Consider the following 14,029-nt stretch of genomic DNA (forward strand, 5'->3'; position numbering starts at 1 on the left):
GGCGCCGGCGCACCCCGTCGTCGCGGTGCTCATGCTTCCTCCTGCTCGTGGCGGGACTGCTCGTGTCGGTCTGCGGTGGTCGGGGCCCGGGCGCGGACGGCCGTGGCCGGTGCGCCGGGGTGGAGCGGGTCGGACGGGCGGCGCTGGTCGCCCCTCCAGCGGGCGAGGGCCAGCGGCGGTGCTCGGCGGCGGAGGACCGCCGTCGTGCTCCCGTGCCTAGGGGGAGAGCTCTCCCGAGCCGCGCGGCACGAGACGGGCGGGCACGTGGAGCACTGCCGGCGGCGTCCGGTCGGTGGCGACCTCCGGCGGCGCCCCCTCGCCCGGTGGCCCCTGCATCTGCTCGAGGAGGGCCCGTGCGGCGGCGGCGCCCACGACCTCCGGCGAGTGCTCCACCACCGTGACGGCCGGCGTGAGGCTCTCCGCGAGCGGGAAGTCGCCGAAGGCCACGAGAGCGACGTCCGTGCGCCCGTGCTGGTGCAGCGCGGGGACGACGCCGAGCGTCAGGCGGGTGTTGGTGGAGATGAGCGCCGTTGGCGGCTCGTCGAGCGCGAGCAGCTCGACGAGCACCCGCATGACGTCCTCGGGCCCGGGGACGTCGGAGCGCACGAGGCGCTCGTCGACCTCCAGGCCCGCCTGCGCCATCGCCGCGCGGAAGCCCTCGTGGCGCTGGCGGGTCGTGTCCATGACCGGCCGGTCGGACAGGAGCGCCACACGGCGGTGCCCGTGCGCCAGCAGGTGCGCCGTCGCCTCGTGCGCCAGGGCCGCGTCGTCCACCACGACCGAGCGCGAGCCGGGGAGGTCGCCGACGCGGTCGACGAAGACGACGGGGACGTCGCGGGTGCGCACGTCGGAGAGCGACGTGCGCGCGAGCGGCGCCACGATGAGCCCCGCGCAGCGGCGCTGCACGAAGTCCCGGACCGTGTCGCGCTCGCGCTGCGCGTCGCGGTTGCTCGAGGCGATGAGCACCCGGTAGCCCGCCGCGTCGAGGACGGACTCGACCTCGGCGACGAGCTGGGCGAAGAAGACGTCGCCGACGCTGTCGACGACGACGCCCACCACCCGGTCCCGGCCGGCCTTGAGCGACCGGGCGGCGGGGTCGGGGGAGTAGTCGAGCTCGCGCATCGCCCGCATGACGAGCTCGCGCGTCGCCGTCGCCACCTTGGGGTCCTCGTTGAGGACGCGGGAGGCCGTCTTCAGGCTCACCGCGGCGTGGGCCGCGACGTCCCGCAGGGTCGGACCACTGGTCGTGGGCGCGCTCACGGCTCTCACCTCCTCTCGCGATGACACCGGTGTCATCGGCTGACGCGGGGAACCCTGCCCTGCCGATGACACCGGTGTCAATGGCGGAGTGACATCACTTTCCGGTCTCGCCGGGGTCCGAGGTGGGGCGGGTGGGGCAGATCGACCAGGGGTCGGTCGAGCGGGCCGGTCAGGCGGGGCGAGCGGCGTCCAGCGCGGTGACGACCCGGGCCGCCTGCTCGCCGGGGGCGAGGGCCGCGTCCACCTCGAGGTGCGGAGCGACCGGTGCCCCGAGGTCGAGCCCGGCGACGTAGCCGGCGACGTCGCGGAGCCGCACCAGGTCCCGCTCGGCCCCGCGAGCCATGAGCCGCTCGGCGAGGACGTCGGCCTCGACGCGCAGCCAGACCAGCCGTGCCTCGCCGCCGACGGCCGCGACCTCGGCGGCGAAGCGCTCCCAGGCCTCGGCGTCCCTGCGCTCGGTGGTGAAGGGGGCGACGAGGACGACGGGCCGACCGGCGGCCAGGCAGTCGGCGGCGACGCGCACCAGGACGGCGTACCGCGGTGCGCGCACGAGCGCTGCGAGGCGCGGGTCGTCGTAGTCGACGGCGTCGAGGAGCCGAGCCACGACGTCGACGAGGGGGTTCGTCATCGAGTCCTGGTCCAGGAGAGCGGCCCCCGCGAGCCGGGCGACCTCCGCCGCGGTCGAGGACTTGCCGGCTCCGGGCGCTCCCGTCACGACGGCGACCCAGGGGCGTCGAGCGCCCGCCGTCGAGCCGTCGGAGGTCGGCACGGAGGCGCTCACGGCGCGTGACGGTAGCGGGTGGGCACGGCCGCCTCGGCGGGCGCGCGGTCCTGTCGGGGGACCGGCGCTGTCCAGGTCAGTCGCAGGTGTCGCACTGCCCGCTGCGCGGCAGCTGCGTGAAGCAGCTGGGGCACACGGCGGGCAGCGGCTCCGGCGCGGGAGCCGGCTTGGCGGGCTTCGCCGCCGCGGTGCGCCGTCGGGGCTGCGCCGTGGTGCGGGCCGTGAGGACGGGGTGGCCGCCGTCCTCGGGGAGGTCGCGGGAGAGCGCGCGGTAGCAGGCGAGGCGCGCCTCGGCGGCGTGCTGCTCGACGTCGCGGGGTCGGGTGCCGGTGTTCCGCTCGACCGCGTCGGCGTACCCGCCGCCGACGGCGCCGTCCGTCCCCCGGATGACCAGGGCGTCCAGCGGCGGGTGGTCGTTCGACGGGTCGGCGCAGGCGTCGGCGACGCGGGCGAGGACGTCGCCGATCCAGTTCTGCAGCAACGACCTCGTGGCGACGCCGGAGCGCGCGAAGAGGGCGCGGGCGAGGTCGCCGTAGGTGACGGTGGCGCCGTAGGTGCGGGCGCGGGCGGTGAGGACGGCGAGGGCCGCGCTCGTCCACGCGTCGAGGGCCTCGGGGAAGGGGACGGCCGAGCCGTCGGCCGTCCGGTAGGTGCCCGGCGGGGTGGTCACAGCGGCGGGGGGTGCGGCGGGGGCGGGGCTGTCGACCATGGTGACGACGATAGATCGCGCGCGGGGGGACGCCGTCCGGCTGCCGCGCGCACCGGCTGCTCGCCACCCCCTGCCTCTGCCTCCGTGTCAGCGCCGTGTCAGCGCGGCGCGGCCGGCGTCAGCGTCCTGTCCGCGCGGGCGCCGAGCCTCGGCGGCATGACGACACCAGCCATCGAGGCCACGGGCCTCGCCAAGCGCTACGGCGCCACCACCGCCCTGGACGGCGTCGACCTCGTCGCGGAGCCGGGCACCGTCCTCGGCGTCCTCGGCCCCAACGGGGCCGGCAAGACGACCGCCGTCCGCATCCTCTCCACCCTCCTGCGCCCCGACGCCGGCACCGCGCGCGTCGGGGGCCTCGACGTCGTCGCCGACGCGGCCGCCGTCCGCCGGACCATCGGCCTCACCGGTCAGTACGCCTCGGTCGACGAGGACCTCACCGGCACGCAGAACCTCGTCCTCATCGGCGCGCTGCTCGACCTGTCCCGGCGCGAGGCGCGGAGGCGCGCCGCCGAGCTGCTCGAGTGGTTCGACCTCTCCGACGCCGCGTCCCGGCCCGCGAAGACCTACTCCGGCGGCATGCGCCGGCGCCTCGACCTGGCGGCCAGCCTCGTCGGGCGCCCGTCGGTGATCTTCCTCGACGAGCCGACGACGGGCCTCGACCCGGCCAAGCGGGAGGAGATGTGGGACGTCGTCCGTCGGCTCGTCACCGACGGCGCCACCGTGCTGCTGACGACCCAGTACCTGGAGGAGGCGGACGCCCTCGCCGACGAGGTCAGCGTCGTCGACCACGGGCGCGTCATCGCCCACGACACCCCCACCGGGCTCAAGCGCGTCGTCGGCGGGCAGCGCCTCACGGTCAGGACCGCCGACCAGGCCGACCTGGCGGACGTCGACGCCGTCCTGCGGGGCGTCGCCGCGAGCGGGGGCGAGGTCGCGTCACCGCAGCGGGGCGTGCTGTCCGTGCCCGTCTCCGCCGACGACGCCCTGGCGCGCACCGTCTCCGAGCTCGCGGGGCGCGGCCTCGCCGTCACCGAGCTGTCCCTGCACCTGCCCTCGCTCGACGAGGTCTTCTTCACCCTCACCTCGGCGCGCACGCAGGGGGCGGGCGAGAAGGCCGAGCCGTCCGCCGACCGCTCCCAGCCCCTCCTGGAGGTCTCCCAGTGAGCGCCCTCGCCCTCGACGCCGGCACCACCGCGTCCGCCCCGCGCCCCTTCGCGCTCGTGCGCCACAGCCTCGCCCTGGCCCACCGGGGCCTCGTCAAGACCCGCCGGACGCCCGAGGCGCTCCTCGACGTGACGCTGCAGCCCGTGCTCTTCATGACGGTCTTCGTCTACGTCTTCGGCGGCGCCATCGCGGGGGGCGACCGGCACGCCTACCTGCAGTTCCTCCTGCCCGGCATCCTCGCGCAGACCATCGCCTTCGGGTCGGCCGCCATCGGGGCCAACCTCAACACCGACATCGAGAAGGGCGTCTTCGACCGCTTCCGCTCGCTGCCCATCCCCCGGGCGGCGCCGCTCGTCGGGGCCGTGCTGGCCGACGTCGTGCGCTACGCCGTCGTGGCCGTGGTCACCGTCGCCTTCGGCTCGGCCATCGGCTTCCGCTTCGGGGGGTCGGCCCCGGCGGCCGTCGCCGGGTGCCTGCTGGCCATCGCCTTCGCCCTCTGCCTGTCATGGGTCTCGGTGACGATCGGCATGCTCGTGCGCACCAGCGGTGCGGTGCAGGGCATCACGCTGCCCGTGATGTTCCCGCTGAGCTTCGGCTCCAGCGTCTTCACCGACCCCGCCACGCTGCCGGGCTGGCTGCAGGGCTTCGTCAAGGTCAACCCCCTGACCCAGCTCGTCGACACGATGCGGGCGCTCTTCGGCGGCACCCCCGTCGGGGCCCACCTGTGGTGGACGCTGCTGTCGATGGCGGTGCTGCTCGTCGTCTTCGTGCCGCTCGCGCTGACCGCCTACCGCCGCAAGGCCTGAGGACCGGGCGGGTCAGGCGCCCGCCGCCGGGGAAGTCCCGACCCGGCCGAGCAGCTCGCGCAGCCGGGCGACCGCCGCCGGGCCGTCGAGCTCCTCGACGGCCCGGGCGGCCGTCTCGCCCGGCCCGGGCGCCGCCTCGCCCCGGGCCCGCCACCCGAGGAGGACCTGCAGGCGTGAGCCGAAGCGGGTGGCGAGGGCGAGGAGCTGGCCCGCCGCCGCGTCGTCCCCGCGCAGCGCCTCCCAGCGGGCGACGGCCTCGCCGACGGCCGCCTGGGCCGGGACGTCGCCCGAGGCGAGCGCGGCCGCCACCGCCCGACCGAGGTGGCCGCTCGCCGCGTCGACGTCCTCGGCGTCCAGGGCGAGCAGCGCGGCGGCGGCCTCGAGCGAGGCCACCAGCTGGGGGATGGGCTGGCGCCCGTCCGCGGACAGGTCCGCCACCGCGGACGCCACCAGCGCGCGGGCGTCCTCGAGGTCGCCCCGCGCCCGGGCCCGGGCCACGCGGTCGGCGAGGACGACCAGCGCGACGAACCCGTCGTCGGGGTGGTCCTGGGCGAGCCGGTCGACGTGCTCGCGCAGCACCCGGTCGGCGTCCGGGTCCCCGAGCTCGGCCAGCACCCGCAGCCGCGACAGCCGCGCCTGCCCGGCGTCGCCCGCCGCGCCGACGGCCGCGTAGTCCCGCTCGGCCCGGTCCCACCACACGAGGCCCGCGGCGACGTCACCGCTGCTCTCGAGCCGCTCGGCGACGAAGGCGGCGGCGACGGCCCGCGCGCCGACGTCCCCGGAGCCGTCTGCGACGGCGTGCGCCGCGCGCGCGTCGGCGAGCCCGAGATCCTCCAGCCCGCCGTTCTCCAGCCACCACGCGCGGGTGAACAGGCCCCAGCCCCGCCACCGGGGGTCGTCGACGGCGGCCAGCCGGTCGAGAGCGGCGCGCGGGTCACCGCCCGGGTCGGTGAGGAGGTCGACGAGGAGGTCGGTGGCCGCGGCCGGCCCGGCGCCGAGGAGGTCCGGCCGCCGAGCCGCCCGCCGCAGGCGGCTCGCGAGCACGGCGAGCGACCGGGACGCGGCTCCGGGCCCCCCGCCGCCGACGGCGCTCGGCACTCCGACGGCGCAGACCTCGGCCGCCTGCCGCCAGGCCCGGGCCAGCCCGGCCCCGTCGAGGCTGGCTCGCACCCGCTCGCCGCGCGCCCCGGCGTCGAGGACGCTCGGGCAGGCGGCCAGCGCCGCGAGCCGCTCGAGGACCTCCGCGTGGGCGCCCCGCAGCGTGGCGGCCTCGACGAGCAGGAGGCCCGTCGGGGCGGCGAGCACCCCGTCGCCGTCGTCGGTCGCCCGGCGCAGCGCTGCCACGAGGGCGTCGTGCTCGGAGTCGGCTCGGCGCAGCGCCTCGAGCTGCCCGCGTCCGCGCAGGTCCTCCGCCAGCGCTCCGGCCAGCTCGGCGGCCCACACCGCCAGCCGTCGCTGCGCCGTCCGGCGCTCGTCCGGCGAGCAGCGGGCGTCGGCGTGCTCGCGCACCGTCTCCAGCAGCCGGTACCGCCCGCGCCCCTCGTCGGCCGCCGGCTCCCAGACCACGAGGGACGCATCGACCAGCCCGGCGAGGGCCGCCGGCACGGCCGCCGCGGGCAGCCCGCCCACCGCGCCGGCCGGCCGCTCCGCCGACGGCCACGGGTCGGCGCACACCGCCACGACCGTCGCCGCGGAGGCGCCGGCGGGGAAGACCGCCATGCGCGCGAGCAGCGTCCGCTCGTCGTCGCGCAGCAGGTCCCAGCTCCAGCCGACCAGGGCCTGCAGCGAGCGGTGGCGCTCCGGCAGCCCGCGCGGACCGGGGGAGAGGTCGGCCCGCTGGTCGAGGGCGCTGAGGAGGTCCGCCAGCCCGGTGGTGCGCAGGCGCGCCGCCGCCAGCTCGAGGGCGAGCGGGAGGTGGTCGAGGCGCCGGCCGAGCCGGAGGACCTCGTCGGCGGGCAGGTCGAGGCCGGGGCGGACGGCAGCGGCCCTCCGCGTCAGCAGCTCGGCGGCGGCGTCCGGGTCCAGCGGCGGCAGGAGCCGGACGTGCTCGCCGAGGACGTCGAGCGGCGCGCGACTCGTCGCGAGGACGTGCAGGGAGGCGGGGGCGGCCGCGCAGACCCGCAGCGCGACGTCGGCGACGGCGTCGAGCAGGTGCTCGCAGTTGTCGAGGACGAGCAGCCCGGTGGCGCGGGTCGCCGCTCGGTGGAGCTGCTCCTCGGCGCTCGCGCGCGACGTCCCGTCGGGGCCGGCGAGGTCGGTGCGCGCCCCGCCCAGCGCGCGCAGGACGGCGGGCAGGACGTCGGCGCCGGAGCGCAGCCCCGCCAGCGGCACCTCGCGGACCGGCTCGCCCGCGGCCCGCCGCCGCGCGAGCAGGGAGCCGACGAGCGTGGTCTTGCCCACACCGCCGGGACCCACGAGCGTCACCAGCGCGTGGAGGCGGACCTGCTCGTCGAGGGCTGCGAGGTCGGCATCGCGCCCGAGCAGCGCCTCCGCGACGCGTGGGCCGGCCGCACCGGGGAGCGCCCGCGCCGTCTCCGACGGCCGGGCGGACGCCGCGCCCGGAGCCTCGGCGGCGCCGGGCGCGGGCCGCCCGCTCGGCGGGTCCGCCGTCGCGGCGAGGGCGGCGGCGTGCGCGGCGCGCAGCGCGCCGGACGGCGCCGCGCCGTACGCGTCGACCGCGCGGCGCACCTCCTCGTACCGGGCCAGCGCCTCACCGGGCCGGTCGACGGCCACGAGCGCGCGCAGCAGCGCCGCCGCCAGCGGCTCGTCCAGCGGGGCCCCGGCCACACCCGCCTCCAGGTCGGCGAGGAGCTCGGGCCTCTCCTCCGCCGCTCCGCCGGCCGGCACGGGGCCGGACCCGGTGCCCACCAGGGCGTCGGCCCGCACGAGCAGCAGGTCGCGCCGCACCCCGCGCAGCCGAGCGGCGGCGTCGGCCGGCAGCGCCTCGAGCGCGACGGCGTCCGCCAGCGGGGCCCACCCGCGCCGGGCCGCTGCGGCCGCTCGTGCGACGTCCCCCGTCCGCAGCGCCTCGCGCGCCGCTCGGAGGTCGTCCTCGACGCGCAGGGCGTCGACGTCGACCGCGGCGGCGGGCACCCGGTAGCCGCGCTCGACGGCCTCCAGCGGCAGGCCGGTCGTGCGCCGCGCCCGGGAGACGAGCGCCTGGAGGGCCCCGTGGGCGTCGGCCGGCGGGTAGAGGCCCCAGACGGCGTCGCGCAGCACCGCCGCGGGCAGCGCGCGGCCGCGGGCCAGCAGCAGGGGCACGACCAGGTCCCGCAGGCGCGCGCCGGGGACCTCCCGGTCGTCCACCGCAAGGGGTCCGAGCACGCGGACCCGGCGCACGTCGACCACGGGAGGAGCATCGCGCACGGTCCGGGCGAGGCGGACGCCCGTGGCGCCGGCGCGGCCTACGCCATCAGCGGCAGCCGCCCGACGATCTTGTCGACGCGGTTGCGCGGCCCGACGACGCTGACGGCCAGGTAGTCGAGCTCCTCGCCCTCCGCGGCGCCCACCGCCGCCAGGTACTCGTCGTACACCCGCGTCGACTGCGCCGACGCGGGCATGTCGCTCACGTGGACGCCCTCGGACAGCGCCGCCTTCGCGCGGACGGCGGCGAGGTGCTCGCGGGGGGCCACGAGCACGCTGCACCCCGCCCACGGCAGGCCGGGGTGGGGCGAGCCCGACGCGTCGACGGCGTCCGGCCCCAGCAGTCCCGTGACGGCCGTGGCGGTGGCGCTCGCGACGCACACCGCCGCGTTGACGGCGCGCCCGGGTTCGAGGCCCTCCGCCACGACGACCACCCACTTCAGCCGGGCGGAGCGGGTCGGCTCCCCGGTGCGGACCTCGTCGGGCGCGAAGCCGACGGTCGGGACGACGGACGCCTCGGACGCCGCAGCGGCGTCGTTCATGCTGCTCATGGTCAGGACGCTAAGCCGGTGTCACTTCATCGAGCGGCCGATCCGTACGTCGTCCGCCTAACCTGCCGCCATGGTGGGCATGGACGACGTCGATGCGGCGATCCTGCGGGTCCTGCAGTCAGACGCACGGCGCACGAACCGCGACGTCGCCGCGGCCGTGGGCGTCTCGCCGACCACGGCGCTCGAGCGGACCCGGTCGCTGCGCGAGCGCGGGGTCATCCGCGGCGCGAGCCTCGACGTCGACCTGGCGCGCATCGGGCGCCCGGTCCAGGCGCTCATCGCCGTCCGCGTCCGGCCGCCGTCGCGGGTGCGCATCGAGGGCTTCCGCAGCTGGGTGGCCGCCCTGCCGGAGGTCGTGGGCGTCTTCGTCACCAGCGGCACCGAGGACTTCCTCGTCCACGTCGCGGTGCCCGACAACGACCACCTGTACGCCTTCGTCATCGACCGCCTCACCGAGCGGCCCGAGATCGTCGACGTGCGCACGTCCGTCGTCTACGAGCACGTCCGCGTCGCCGAGGTGGCGCCGGTGCGCGAGCACGCGGGGCCGCGGCGGCGCGCCCGGCGCTGAGAGCCGCGGGTGCGCACCGTCGTCAGGGCCGCGCTCAGCCCGCGGGAGGGCCGTCGACCCGCACGACCGACGGCTCCCCGGCCGCGACGACCACCTCGGCCAGCCGCGCCTCGTCGCGCGACCCGGGCGCGGCGGTGAGCATCAGCGCACCGAGGTCGTCGCCCGGGATCGCGAGGAGGTCGCCGACGAGCGTCACGGGCTCGCCGTCGGAGCGCAGGAAGGTCGCGCTGCTGCCGTACGCCGTCACCGGTCGCGAGTCGCGCCAGAGCCCGTCGAAGAGCGCGCTGCGGGAGCGGATGTCGTCGACGAGCGCGGCGAGCCCGGCGTCACGCGGGTAGCGCAGCGCCGCGTCCTTGAGGCGCGCGGCGAGGATCGCCTCGTGGTCGGTCGCGTCGGCGGCCGACTGCTGGAAGGTGGCGAAGGGACTGCAGAACTGCCGCCAGGCGATGTTCCACTCCCAGCGGTCGCCGGTGGGCTCCCAGTGCTCGAGCGCCAGGAAGGGGCTCGTGACGGCGAGCAGGTTCATCGCGGCGTCGGCGACGAACATCGGGGTGTCCGAGAAGCGCTCCAGCAGGCGGGTCGCCCCGACGCCGAGGTCGGCCGGCACCTGCCCGTCCGCGGCGGCGTACCCGGCGAGGACGCACAGGCGCTCGTAGTCCGCCCGGCTGGCTCCCAGCGCCCGGGCCAGGGCGTCGACGACGGCGGCGGAGGGGTGGCTGCGGCCCTGCTCGAGCCGGCGCACGTAGTCGGCCGACATGCCGGCCAGCTCGCCGAGCTCCTCGCGCCGCAGCCCGCGGACCCGCCGGCCGCCGAGGCCGGCGGTCACCCCGGCGGCGGTCGGGTCGGCGGCCTCCCGCAGCTGGCGCACCGCGGTGCCGAACTCGCGTCCCGTCACGGCGGGAGTGTGCCCCCGCGCGCTGCTCGGGCGGGAGGGCCTCAGGCTCGCGGCCCTTCCGCGGCACGTCGTCGTCGACGAGCTGTGCGGGTCGGCCCTCCTGAGTCACTTCGTCGTCGAAGTGCCCCCGGGGACGAGCTCCCGGCGGCGAAGTGACGACGACGTGCGGGGGAGGGGCGCCTCGGTCGGCCCTGTGTCGACGACGCGCCGTGAGGGGGCGGACCAGGACCTCGTCGGTGTCGTGAGGGTGGGCCGACCTGGCCCAGGTACGTCGTCGCGAGGAGGGCCACGGTGGGCGCACGCCGACGATCGGGTCGGCACCCCACCACGACGCGAGAGCGGGCGATGAGATGAAGGCGATGCGCTTCCACGAGACGGGCGGCCCCGATGTCCTGCGGGCCGAGGAGGTCGAGACGCCGGAGCCCGGTACCGGCCAGATCCGCGTGCGGGTGGCGGCCTCGGCGTACAACGCCGCGGACGGCGGCATGCGCGGCGGCTTCCTGCCCATCCCCGTCGAGCTGCCGCACGTGCCGGGCTACGACGTCTCCGGCACGGTCGACGCCGTCGGTCCGTCCGACGACGGCGGCGACAGCGGCTGGCAGGTCGGCGACGCCGTCGTCGGCTTCCTGCCCATGGAGCGCGACGGCGGGGCCGCCGAGTTCGTCCTCGCCCCCGTCGACGCGCTCGTCGCCGCGCCGACGACCGTCGGGCTCGCCGACGCCGCGGCCCTGCCGTCGGTGGCCCTGACGGCGTGGCAGGCGCTCTTCGACGACGGCGAGCTGACGGCCGGGCAGCGGGTGCTCGTCAACGGCGCGGGCGGCGTCGTCGGCACCTACGCCGTGGCGCTGGCGAAGCGCGCCGGCGTGCACGTCGTCGCGACCGTCAGCCCGCGCAGCCGGGACGCCGTGCTCGCCGCCGGGGCCGACGAGGTGGTCGACCGCACGACGACCGACCTGCTCGACGCGGTGGCCGAGCCCGTCGACGTCCTGCTCAACCTCGCCCCGGTCGAGCCCGAGCGCTTCGCCGCGCTCGTGGCGCTCGTCCGCGACGGCGGGAAGGTCGTCAGCACGACCGCCTTCATGGCCACCCCGGGCGACGAGGCGCGCGGCGTCACGGCCGCCACCGTCTTCGTCCTGCCCGACCGCGACCGCCTGGCCGAGCTCGTGCGGCTGGTCGACGCCGGCGAGCTGCGCGTCCAGGTCGACCGGCGCATTCGCCTCGACGAGCTGCCCGCCCTCCACGCCGAGGGCGCGGCGGGGCGGGTCGCGGGCAAGGTCGTCGTGCTGGTCGGCTGAGGCCGCCCTCCTCGGCCGTCACGGGCCTGCCCGGCGCCGAGACCGACGAAGCGCGTCCTCACCACCGCCGGACGACGCCCTTCGTCGGTCTCGGCGACCTCACCGTCGCCGTGAGCGGTCTGACCCTCAGAGCCGCGTCGCCGTCTCCACGAGCCGGGCGACGGCGAGGGACCGGCTGTGCGGCGGCCAGGCGATGACGGTCGTCACCTCGGGCGCGTCGACGACCGGCACGGCGGTGACGCCCCCGCGCAGGTGCGCGCGGGCGACCTCGGGCACGACGACCGCCGTCCGCCCCAGGGAGACCAGCTGGACGAGCTGGGCGTGGTCGTGGACCTCCGGCCCCGGGCCCTCGGGGTAGGTGCCGTCCACGCGCGGGTAGCGCGGCGGGGGCAGGCCGGGCAGGTCCTCCAGGTCGGCGAGGTGCAGGCTCGTGCGGGTGCTCAGCGGGTGGCCGGCGGGCAGCAGCGCCACCTGCCCCTCCGTGCGCAGCGCCTCGACGTCGAAGCCCTCGACGTCGTCGATGGGCGGGTGCAGCAGCGCGACGTCGACCCGGCCGGTCCGCAGCAGCCGCGCCTGCTGGCCCGGCCCGCACAGGACGACCTCGACGGGGACGGCGCCGGGCTCGGCGGCGTGCGCGTCGAGCAGTTTCGCCAGGAGCTCGTCGGACGCACCGGCTTTGGTCGCGATGGCGATGCCCGGCGTCCCGGTCGGAGCAGGGGCCGCGCGCCGCGTGCGGTGCTCGGCCGCCTCGAGGGCGTCGAGGGCCGCCCGGCCCTCGCGCAGCAGCACCGCGCCGGCCTCCGTGAGCGCCACCGAACGGCTGCTGCGCTCGAGCAGCGGCGTCCCGAGCCGGCGCTCGAGCTGGGCGACCGCCCGCGACAGCGGCGGCTGCGCCATGCCCAGGCGCTCGGCGGCGCGCGAGAAGTGGAGCTCCTCGGCGACGGCGACGAAGTACCGCAGCTCCCGCGACTCCACGGTCGGCACGTTACGCGCGCCCATACCCGTGCGGTATCGCTGGGCCCCGGGCGGTCTTGGACGGCCGTCCCGCCCCGCGCGCACGCTCACGGGCATGAGCGAGACGACGACGGCCCTGGTCACCGGGGCGAACAAGGGCATCGGCTACGAGATCGCGGCCGGCCTCGGCGCCCTCGGGCTCCGCGTGGGCGTCGGGGCGCGGGACGACGCGCGGCGCGAGGACGCCGTCGCGCGGCTGCGCGCGAGCGGGGTGGACGCCTTCGGCGTGCCGCTCGACGTCACGGACGACGCGAGCGTCCGAGCGGCGGCGGAGCTCCTCGAGCGGCAGGAGGGTCGGCTCGACGTCCTGGTCAACAACGCCGGCATCACCGGGTCCCTGCCGCAGCAGCCCTCGGCCGTCGACCTCGACGTCGTCCGGACGGTGGTGGAGACGAACGTCTACGGCGTCATCCGCGTCACGAACGCGGTGCTGCCGCTGCTGCGCCGGGCGCCGTCGCCGCGCGTCGTCCACGTCTCCAGCGGCGTCGGGTCGCTGACCCGGCAGGCGGCCCCCGCGGACGCGGCGGCCCAGGGGCCGGTCGCGGTGGCGTACGCGCCGTCGAAGACCTTCCTCAACGCCGTGATGCTCCAGTACGTGCACGAGCTCGAGGGCACGGGGATCCTCATGAACGCCGCCTGCCCGGGCTTCGTGGCCACCGACCTCAACGGCTTCCGCGGGACGGGGACGCCGCAGGAGGGCGCGCGGACACCGGTCCGGCTCGCCACGCTCCCGGACGGCGGCCCGACCGGCGGCTTCTTCGAGGACGCGGGCGTCGTGCCCTGGTGAGCGGCAGCCGGGCCAGCGGTCACGGCGCCGGGCAGCCCAGGGGTCCGTCGAGGGCCACGGTGAACCAGGTGGCGGGGTCGGCGCGGCGGGGGAGGCCGAGCAGGTCGTAGCGCAGGTGGACGAGGCGGTCCGTCCCGGTCCAGCCGCCGGCCTCGACGGGCGGGGCCGGGCTCCCGCACGCCGTCGACAGGCGGCCCGTCATGCGGATCGGCAGCGACCGCCCGGGCTCGAGGACGACGCCCTCGCCGACGGCGCGCCAGGCCGTCTCGGTGGCGTCGACGGGCACGGAGACCCGGACGTCCTCGAGGACGCGCACGGGCTCGTCCGCGGCGAGCGCCGGGACGACGTCGGTGAGGCGCACCGGGAGCAGGCCCTCGTTCGTCACCGAGACGACGAGGTCCAGCCACCGGCCGTCCGAGGGAGCGACGTGGTACTCCGTGCCGTAGGTGTTCGTCATCTCGGTGACAGCCCCGTCGACGAGGGCCGCGTCGTCGAAGTCGCCCGGGTCGTCGGGCGGCGCGTCGCGGACGACGACCATGCTCGCCCCGTCGCGCGAGACGACCGCGTCCTGCGCCAGGACGACGCCGCCCGCCGCGCCGACGGCGACGAGCAGCCCGGCGATGCCGAGCACGACGCCCCGCGGCCTCCGGCGCCCCCGGCCCGTCGCCCCCTCGTCGAACGTCAGCACCGGCGTCGTCGCCGTCTCACTCGGTCCCACGGGCCACCACCCTCCGTCGCGCCGGTGCCTCCACCGGCCCCGCGCGGAGTGTGGCGCGGGACGGGAGCTCCTGGAGGGCGTTCGGGCGGGCCGACCCGCCGCCCCGGGGCGGGACGGC

At 77.7% G+C, this 14,029-nt stretch carries 13 protein-coding genes; 5 read left to right on the forward strand and 8 right to left on the reverse strand.

The window, feature by feature from the left end:
• Nucleotides 1-216: 216 nt before the first annotated feature.
• From WDV85_RS05260 to WDV85_RS05270, 3 genes are all read right to left on the reverse strand, one after another.
• Nucleotides 217-1,260: a LacI family DNA-binding transcriptional regulator gene (locus WDV85_RS05260; RefSeq protein ID WP_339569633.1), complete on the reverse strand. Its 1,044-nt coding sequence runs from the start codon at nucleotides 1,258-1,260 to the stop codon at nucleotides 217-219.
• Between the two features lie 169 nt (nucleotides 1,261-1,429).
• Nucleotides 1,430-2,041, reverse strand: coding sequence for an AAA family ATPase (locus WDV85_RS05265; protein ID WP_339569634.1), 612 nt, complete (start codon nucleotides 2,039-2,041; stop codon nucleotides 1,430-1,432).
• A 76-nt stretch (nucleotides 2,042-2,117) separates the two neighbouring features.
• A complete protein-coding gene (locus WDV85_RS05270) occupies nucleotides 2,118-2,750 on the reverse strand; it encodes a hypothetical protein (protein ID WP_339569635.1) in 633 nt (210 codons plus the stop codon).
• A gap of 156 nt (nucleotides 2,751-2,906) precedes the next feature.
• On the opposite strand from WDV85_RS05270, the gene WDV85_RS05275 reads away from it, so the two are divergent.
• A complete protein-coding gene (locus WDV85_RS05275) occupies nucleotides 2,907-3,914 on the forward strand; it encodes an ATP-binding cassette domain-containing protein (protein WP_339569636.1) in 1,008 nt (335 codons plus the stop codon).
• Nucleotides 3,911-4,720 (forward strand): ABC transporter permease, encoded by an 810-nt coding sequence (locus tag WDV85_RS05280; RefSeq protein ID WP_339569637.1) that lies wholly within the window; start codon nucleotides 3,911-3,913, stop codon nucleotides 4,718-4,720. The genes WDV85_RS05275 and WDV85_RS05280 overlap by 4 nt, the downstream gene beginning before the upstream one ends.
• A gap of 12 nt (nucleotides 4,721-4,732) precedes the next feature.
• On the opposite strand, the gene WDV85_RS05285 is transcribed toward WDV85_RS05280, so the two are convergent.
• Both WDV85_RS05285 and WDV85_RS05290 read right to left on the reverse strand, forming a co-directional pair.
• Nucleotides 4,733-8,068, reverse strand: a complete 3,336-nt coding sequence (locus WDV85_RS05285) for an AfsR/SARP family transcriptional regulator (protein WP_339569638.1) — start codon at nucleotides 8,066-8,068, stop codon at nucleotides 4,733-4,735.
• A gap of 56 nt (nucleotides 8,069-8,124) precedes the next feature.
• Nucleotides 8,125-8,625: a DUF2000 domain-containing protein gene (locus tag WDV85_RS05290; protein ID WP_445263230.1), complete on the reverse strand. Its 501-nt coding sequence runs from the start codon at nucleotides 8,623-8,625 to the stop codon at nucleotides 8,125-8,127.
• An 88-nt stretch (nucleotides 8,626-8,713) separates the two neighbouring features.
• Here WDV85_RS05290 and WDV85_RS05295 point away from each other — a divergent pair, with 88 nt between their 5' ends.
• Nucleotides 8,714-9,202: an Lrp/AsnC family transcriptional regulator gene (locus WDV85_RS05295; protein WP_445263231.1), complete on the forward strand. Its 489-nt coding sequence runs from the start codon at nucleotides 8,714-8,716 to the stop codon at nucleotides 9,200-9,202.
• Between the two features lie 34 nt (nucleotides 9,203-9,236).
• Here the strand turns inward: WDV85_RS05295 and WDV85_RS05300 are convergent, their stop codons facing one another.
• Nucleotides 9,237-10,097, reverse strand: a complete 861-nt coding sequence (locus WDV85_RS05300) for a helix-turn-helix domain-containing protein (protein ID WP_339569641.1) — start codon at nucleotides 10,095-10,097, stop codon at nucleotides 9,237-9,239.
• Between the two features lie 350 nt (nucleotides 10,098-10,447).
• Between WDV85_RS05300 and WDV85_RS05305 the strand changes: the two genes are divergently transcribed.
• Nucleotides 10,448-11,392 carry an NADP-dependent oxidoreductase gene (locus WDV85_RS05305; protein ID WP_339569642.1) on the forward strand — a complete coding sequence of 315 codons (945 nt, stop codon included), beginning with the start codon at nucleotides 10,448-10,450 and terminating at the stop codon, nucleotides 11,390-11,392.
• A 126-nt stretch (nucleotides 11,393-11,518) separates the two neighbouring features.
• On the opposite strand, the gene WDV85_RS05310 is transcribed toward WDV85_RS05305, so the two are convergent.
• Nucleotides 11,519-12,367, reverse strand: a complete 849-nt coding sequence (locus tag WDV85_RS05310; protein ID WP_339569643.1) for a LysR family transcriptional regulator — start codon at nucleotides 12,365-12,367, stop codon at nucleotides 11,519-11,521.
• 94 nt (nucleotides 12,368-12,461) lie between these two features.
• Here WDV85_RS05310 and WDV85_RS05315 point away from each other — a divergent pair, with 94 nt between their 5' ends.
• Complete coding sequence (locus WDV85_RS05315) at nucleotides 12,462-13,193, forward strand: SDR family oxidoreductase (protein ID WP_339569644.1); 732 nt, start codon at nucleotides 12,462-12,464, stop codon at nucleotides 13,191-13,193.
• Nucleotides 13,194-13,212: 19 nt separating this feature from the next.
• On the opposite strand, the gene WDV85_RS05320 is transcribed toward WDV85_RS05315, so the two are convergent.
• A complete protein-coding gene (locus WDV85_RS05320) occupies nucleotides 13,213-13,911 on the reverse strand; it encodes a hypothetical protein (RefSeq protein WP_339569645.1) in 699 nt (232 codons plus the stop codon).
• Nucleotides 13,912-14,029 lie beyond the last annotated feature (118 nt).

Origin of the sequence: Pseudokineococcus sp. 5B2Z-1, from assembly GCF_037482305.1 — a bacterium.
Classification (GTDB): domain Bacteria; phylum Actinomycetota; class Actinomycetes; order Actinomycetales; family Quadrisphaeraceae; genus Pseudokineococcus.

Coding starts and splice junctions, on each gene's coding strand:
- WDV85_RS05275 (WP_339569636.1), top strand. CDS start 2,907: ATGACGACACCAGCCATCGAGGCCACGGGCCTCGCCAAGCGCTACGGC.
- WDV85_RS05315 (WP_339569644.1), top strand. CDS start 12,462: ATGAGCGAGACGACGACGGCCCTGGTCACCGGGGCGAACAAGGGCATC.
- WDV85_RS05270 (WP_339569635.1), bottom strand. CDS start 2,750: ATGGTCGACAGCCCCGCCCCCGCCGCACCCCCCGCCGCTGTGACCACC.
- WDV85_RS05305 (WP_339569642.1), top strand. CDS start 10,448: ATGAAGGCGATGCGCTTCCACGAGACGGGCGGCCCCGATGTCCTGCGG.
- WDV85_RS05290 (WP_445263230.1), bottom strand. CDS start 8,625: ATGAACGACGCCGCTGCGGCGTCCGAGGCGTCCGTCGTCCCGACCGTC.
- WDV85_RS05295 (WP_445263231.1), top strand. CDS start 8,714: ATGGACGACGTCGATGCGGCGATCCTGCGGGTCCTGCAGTCAGACGCA.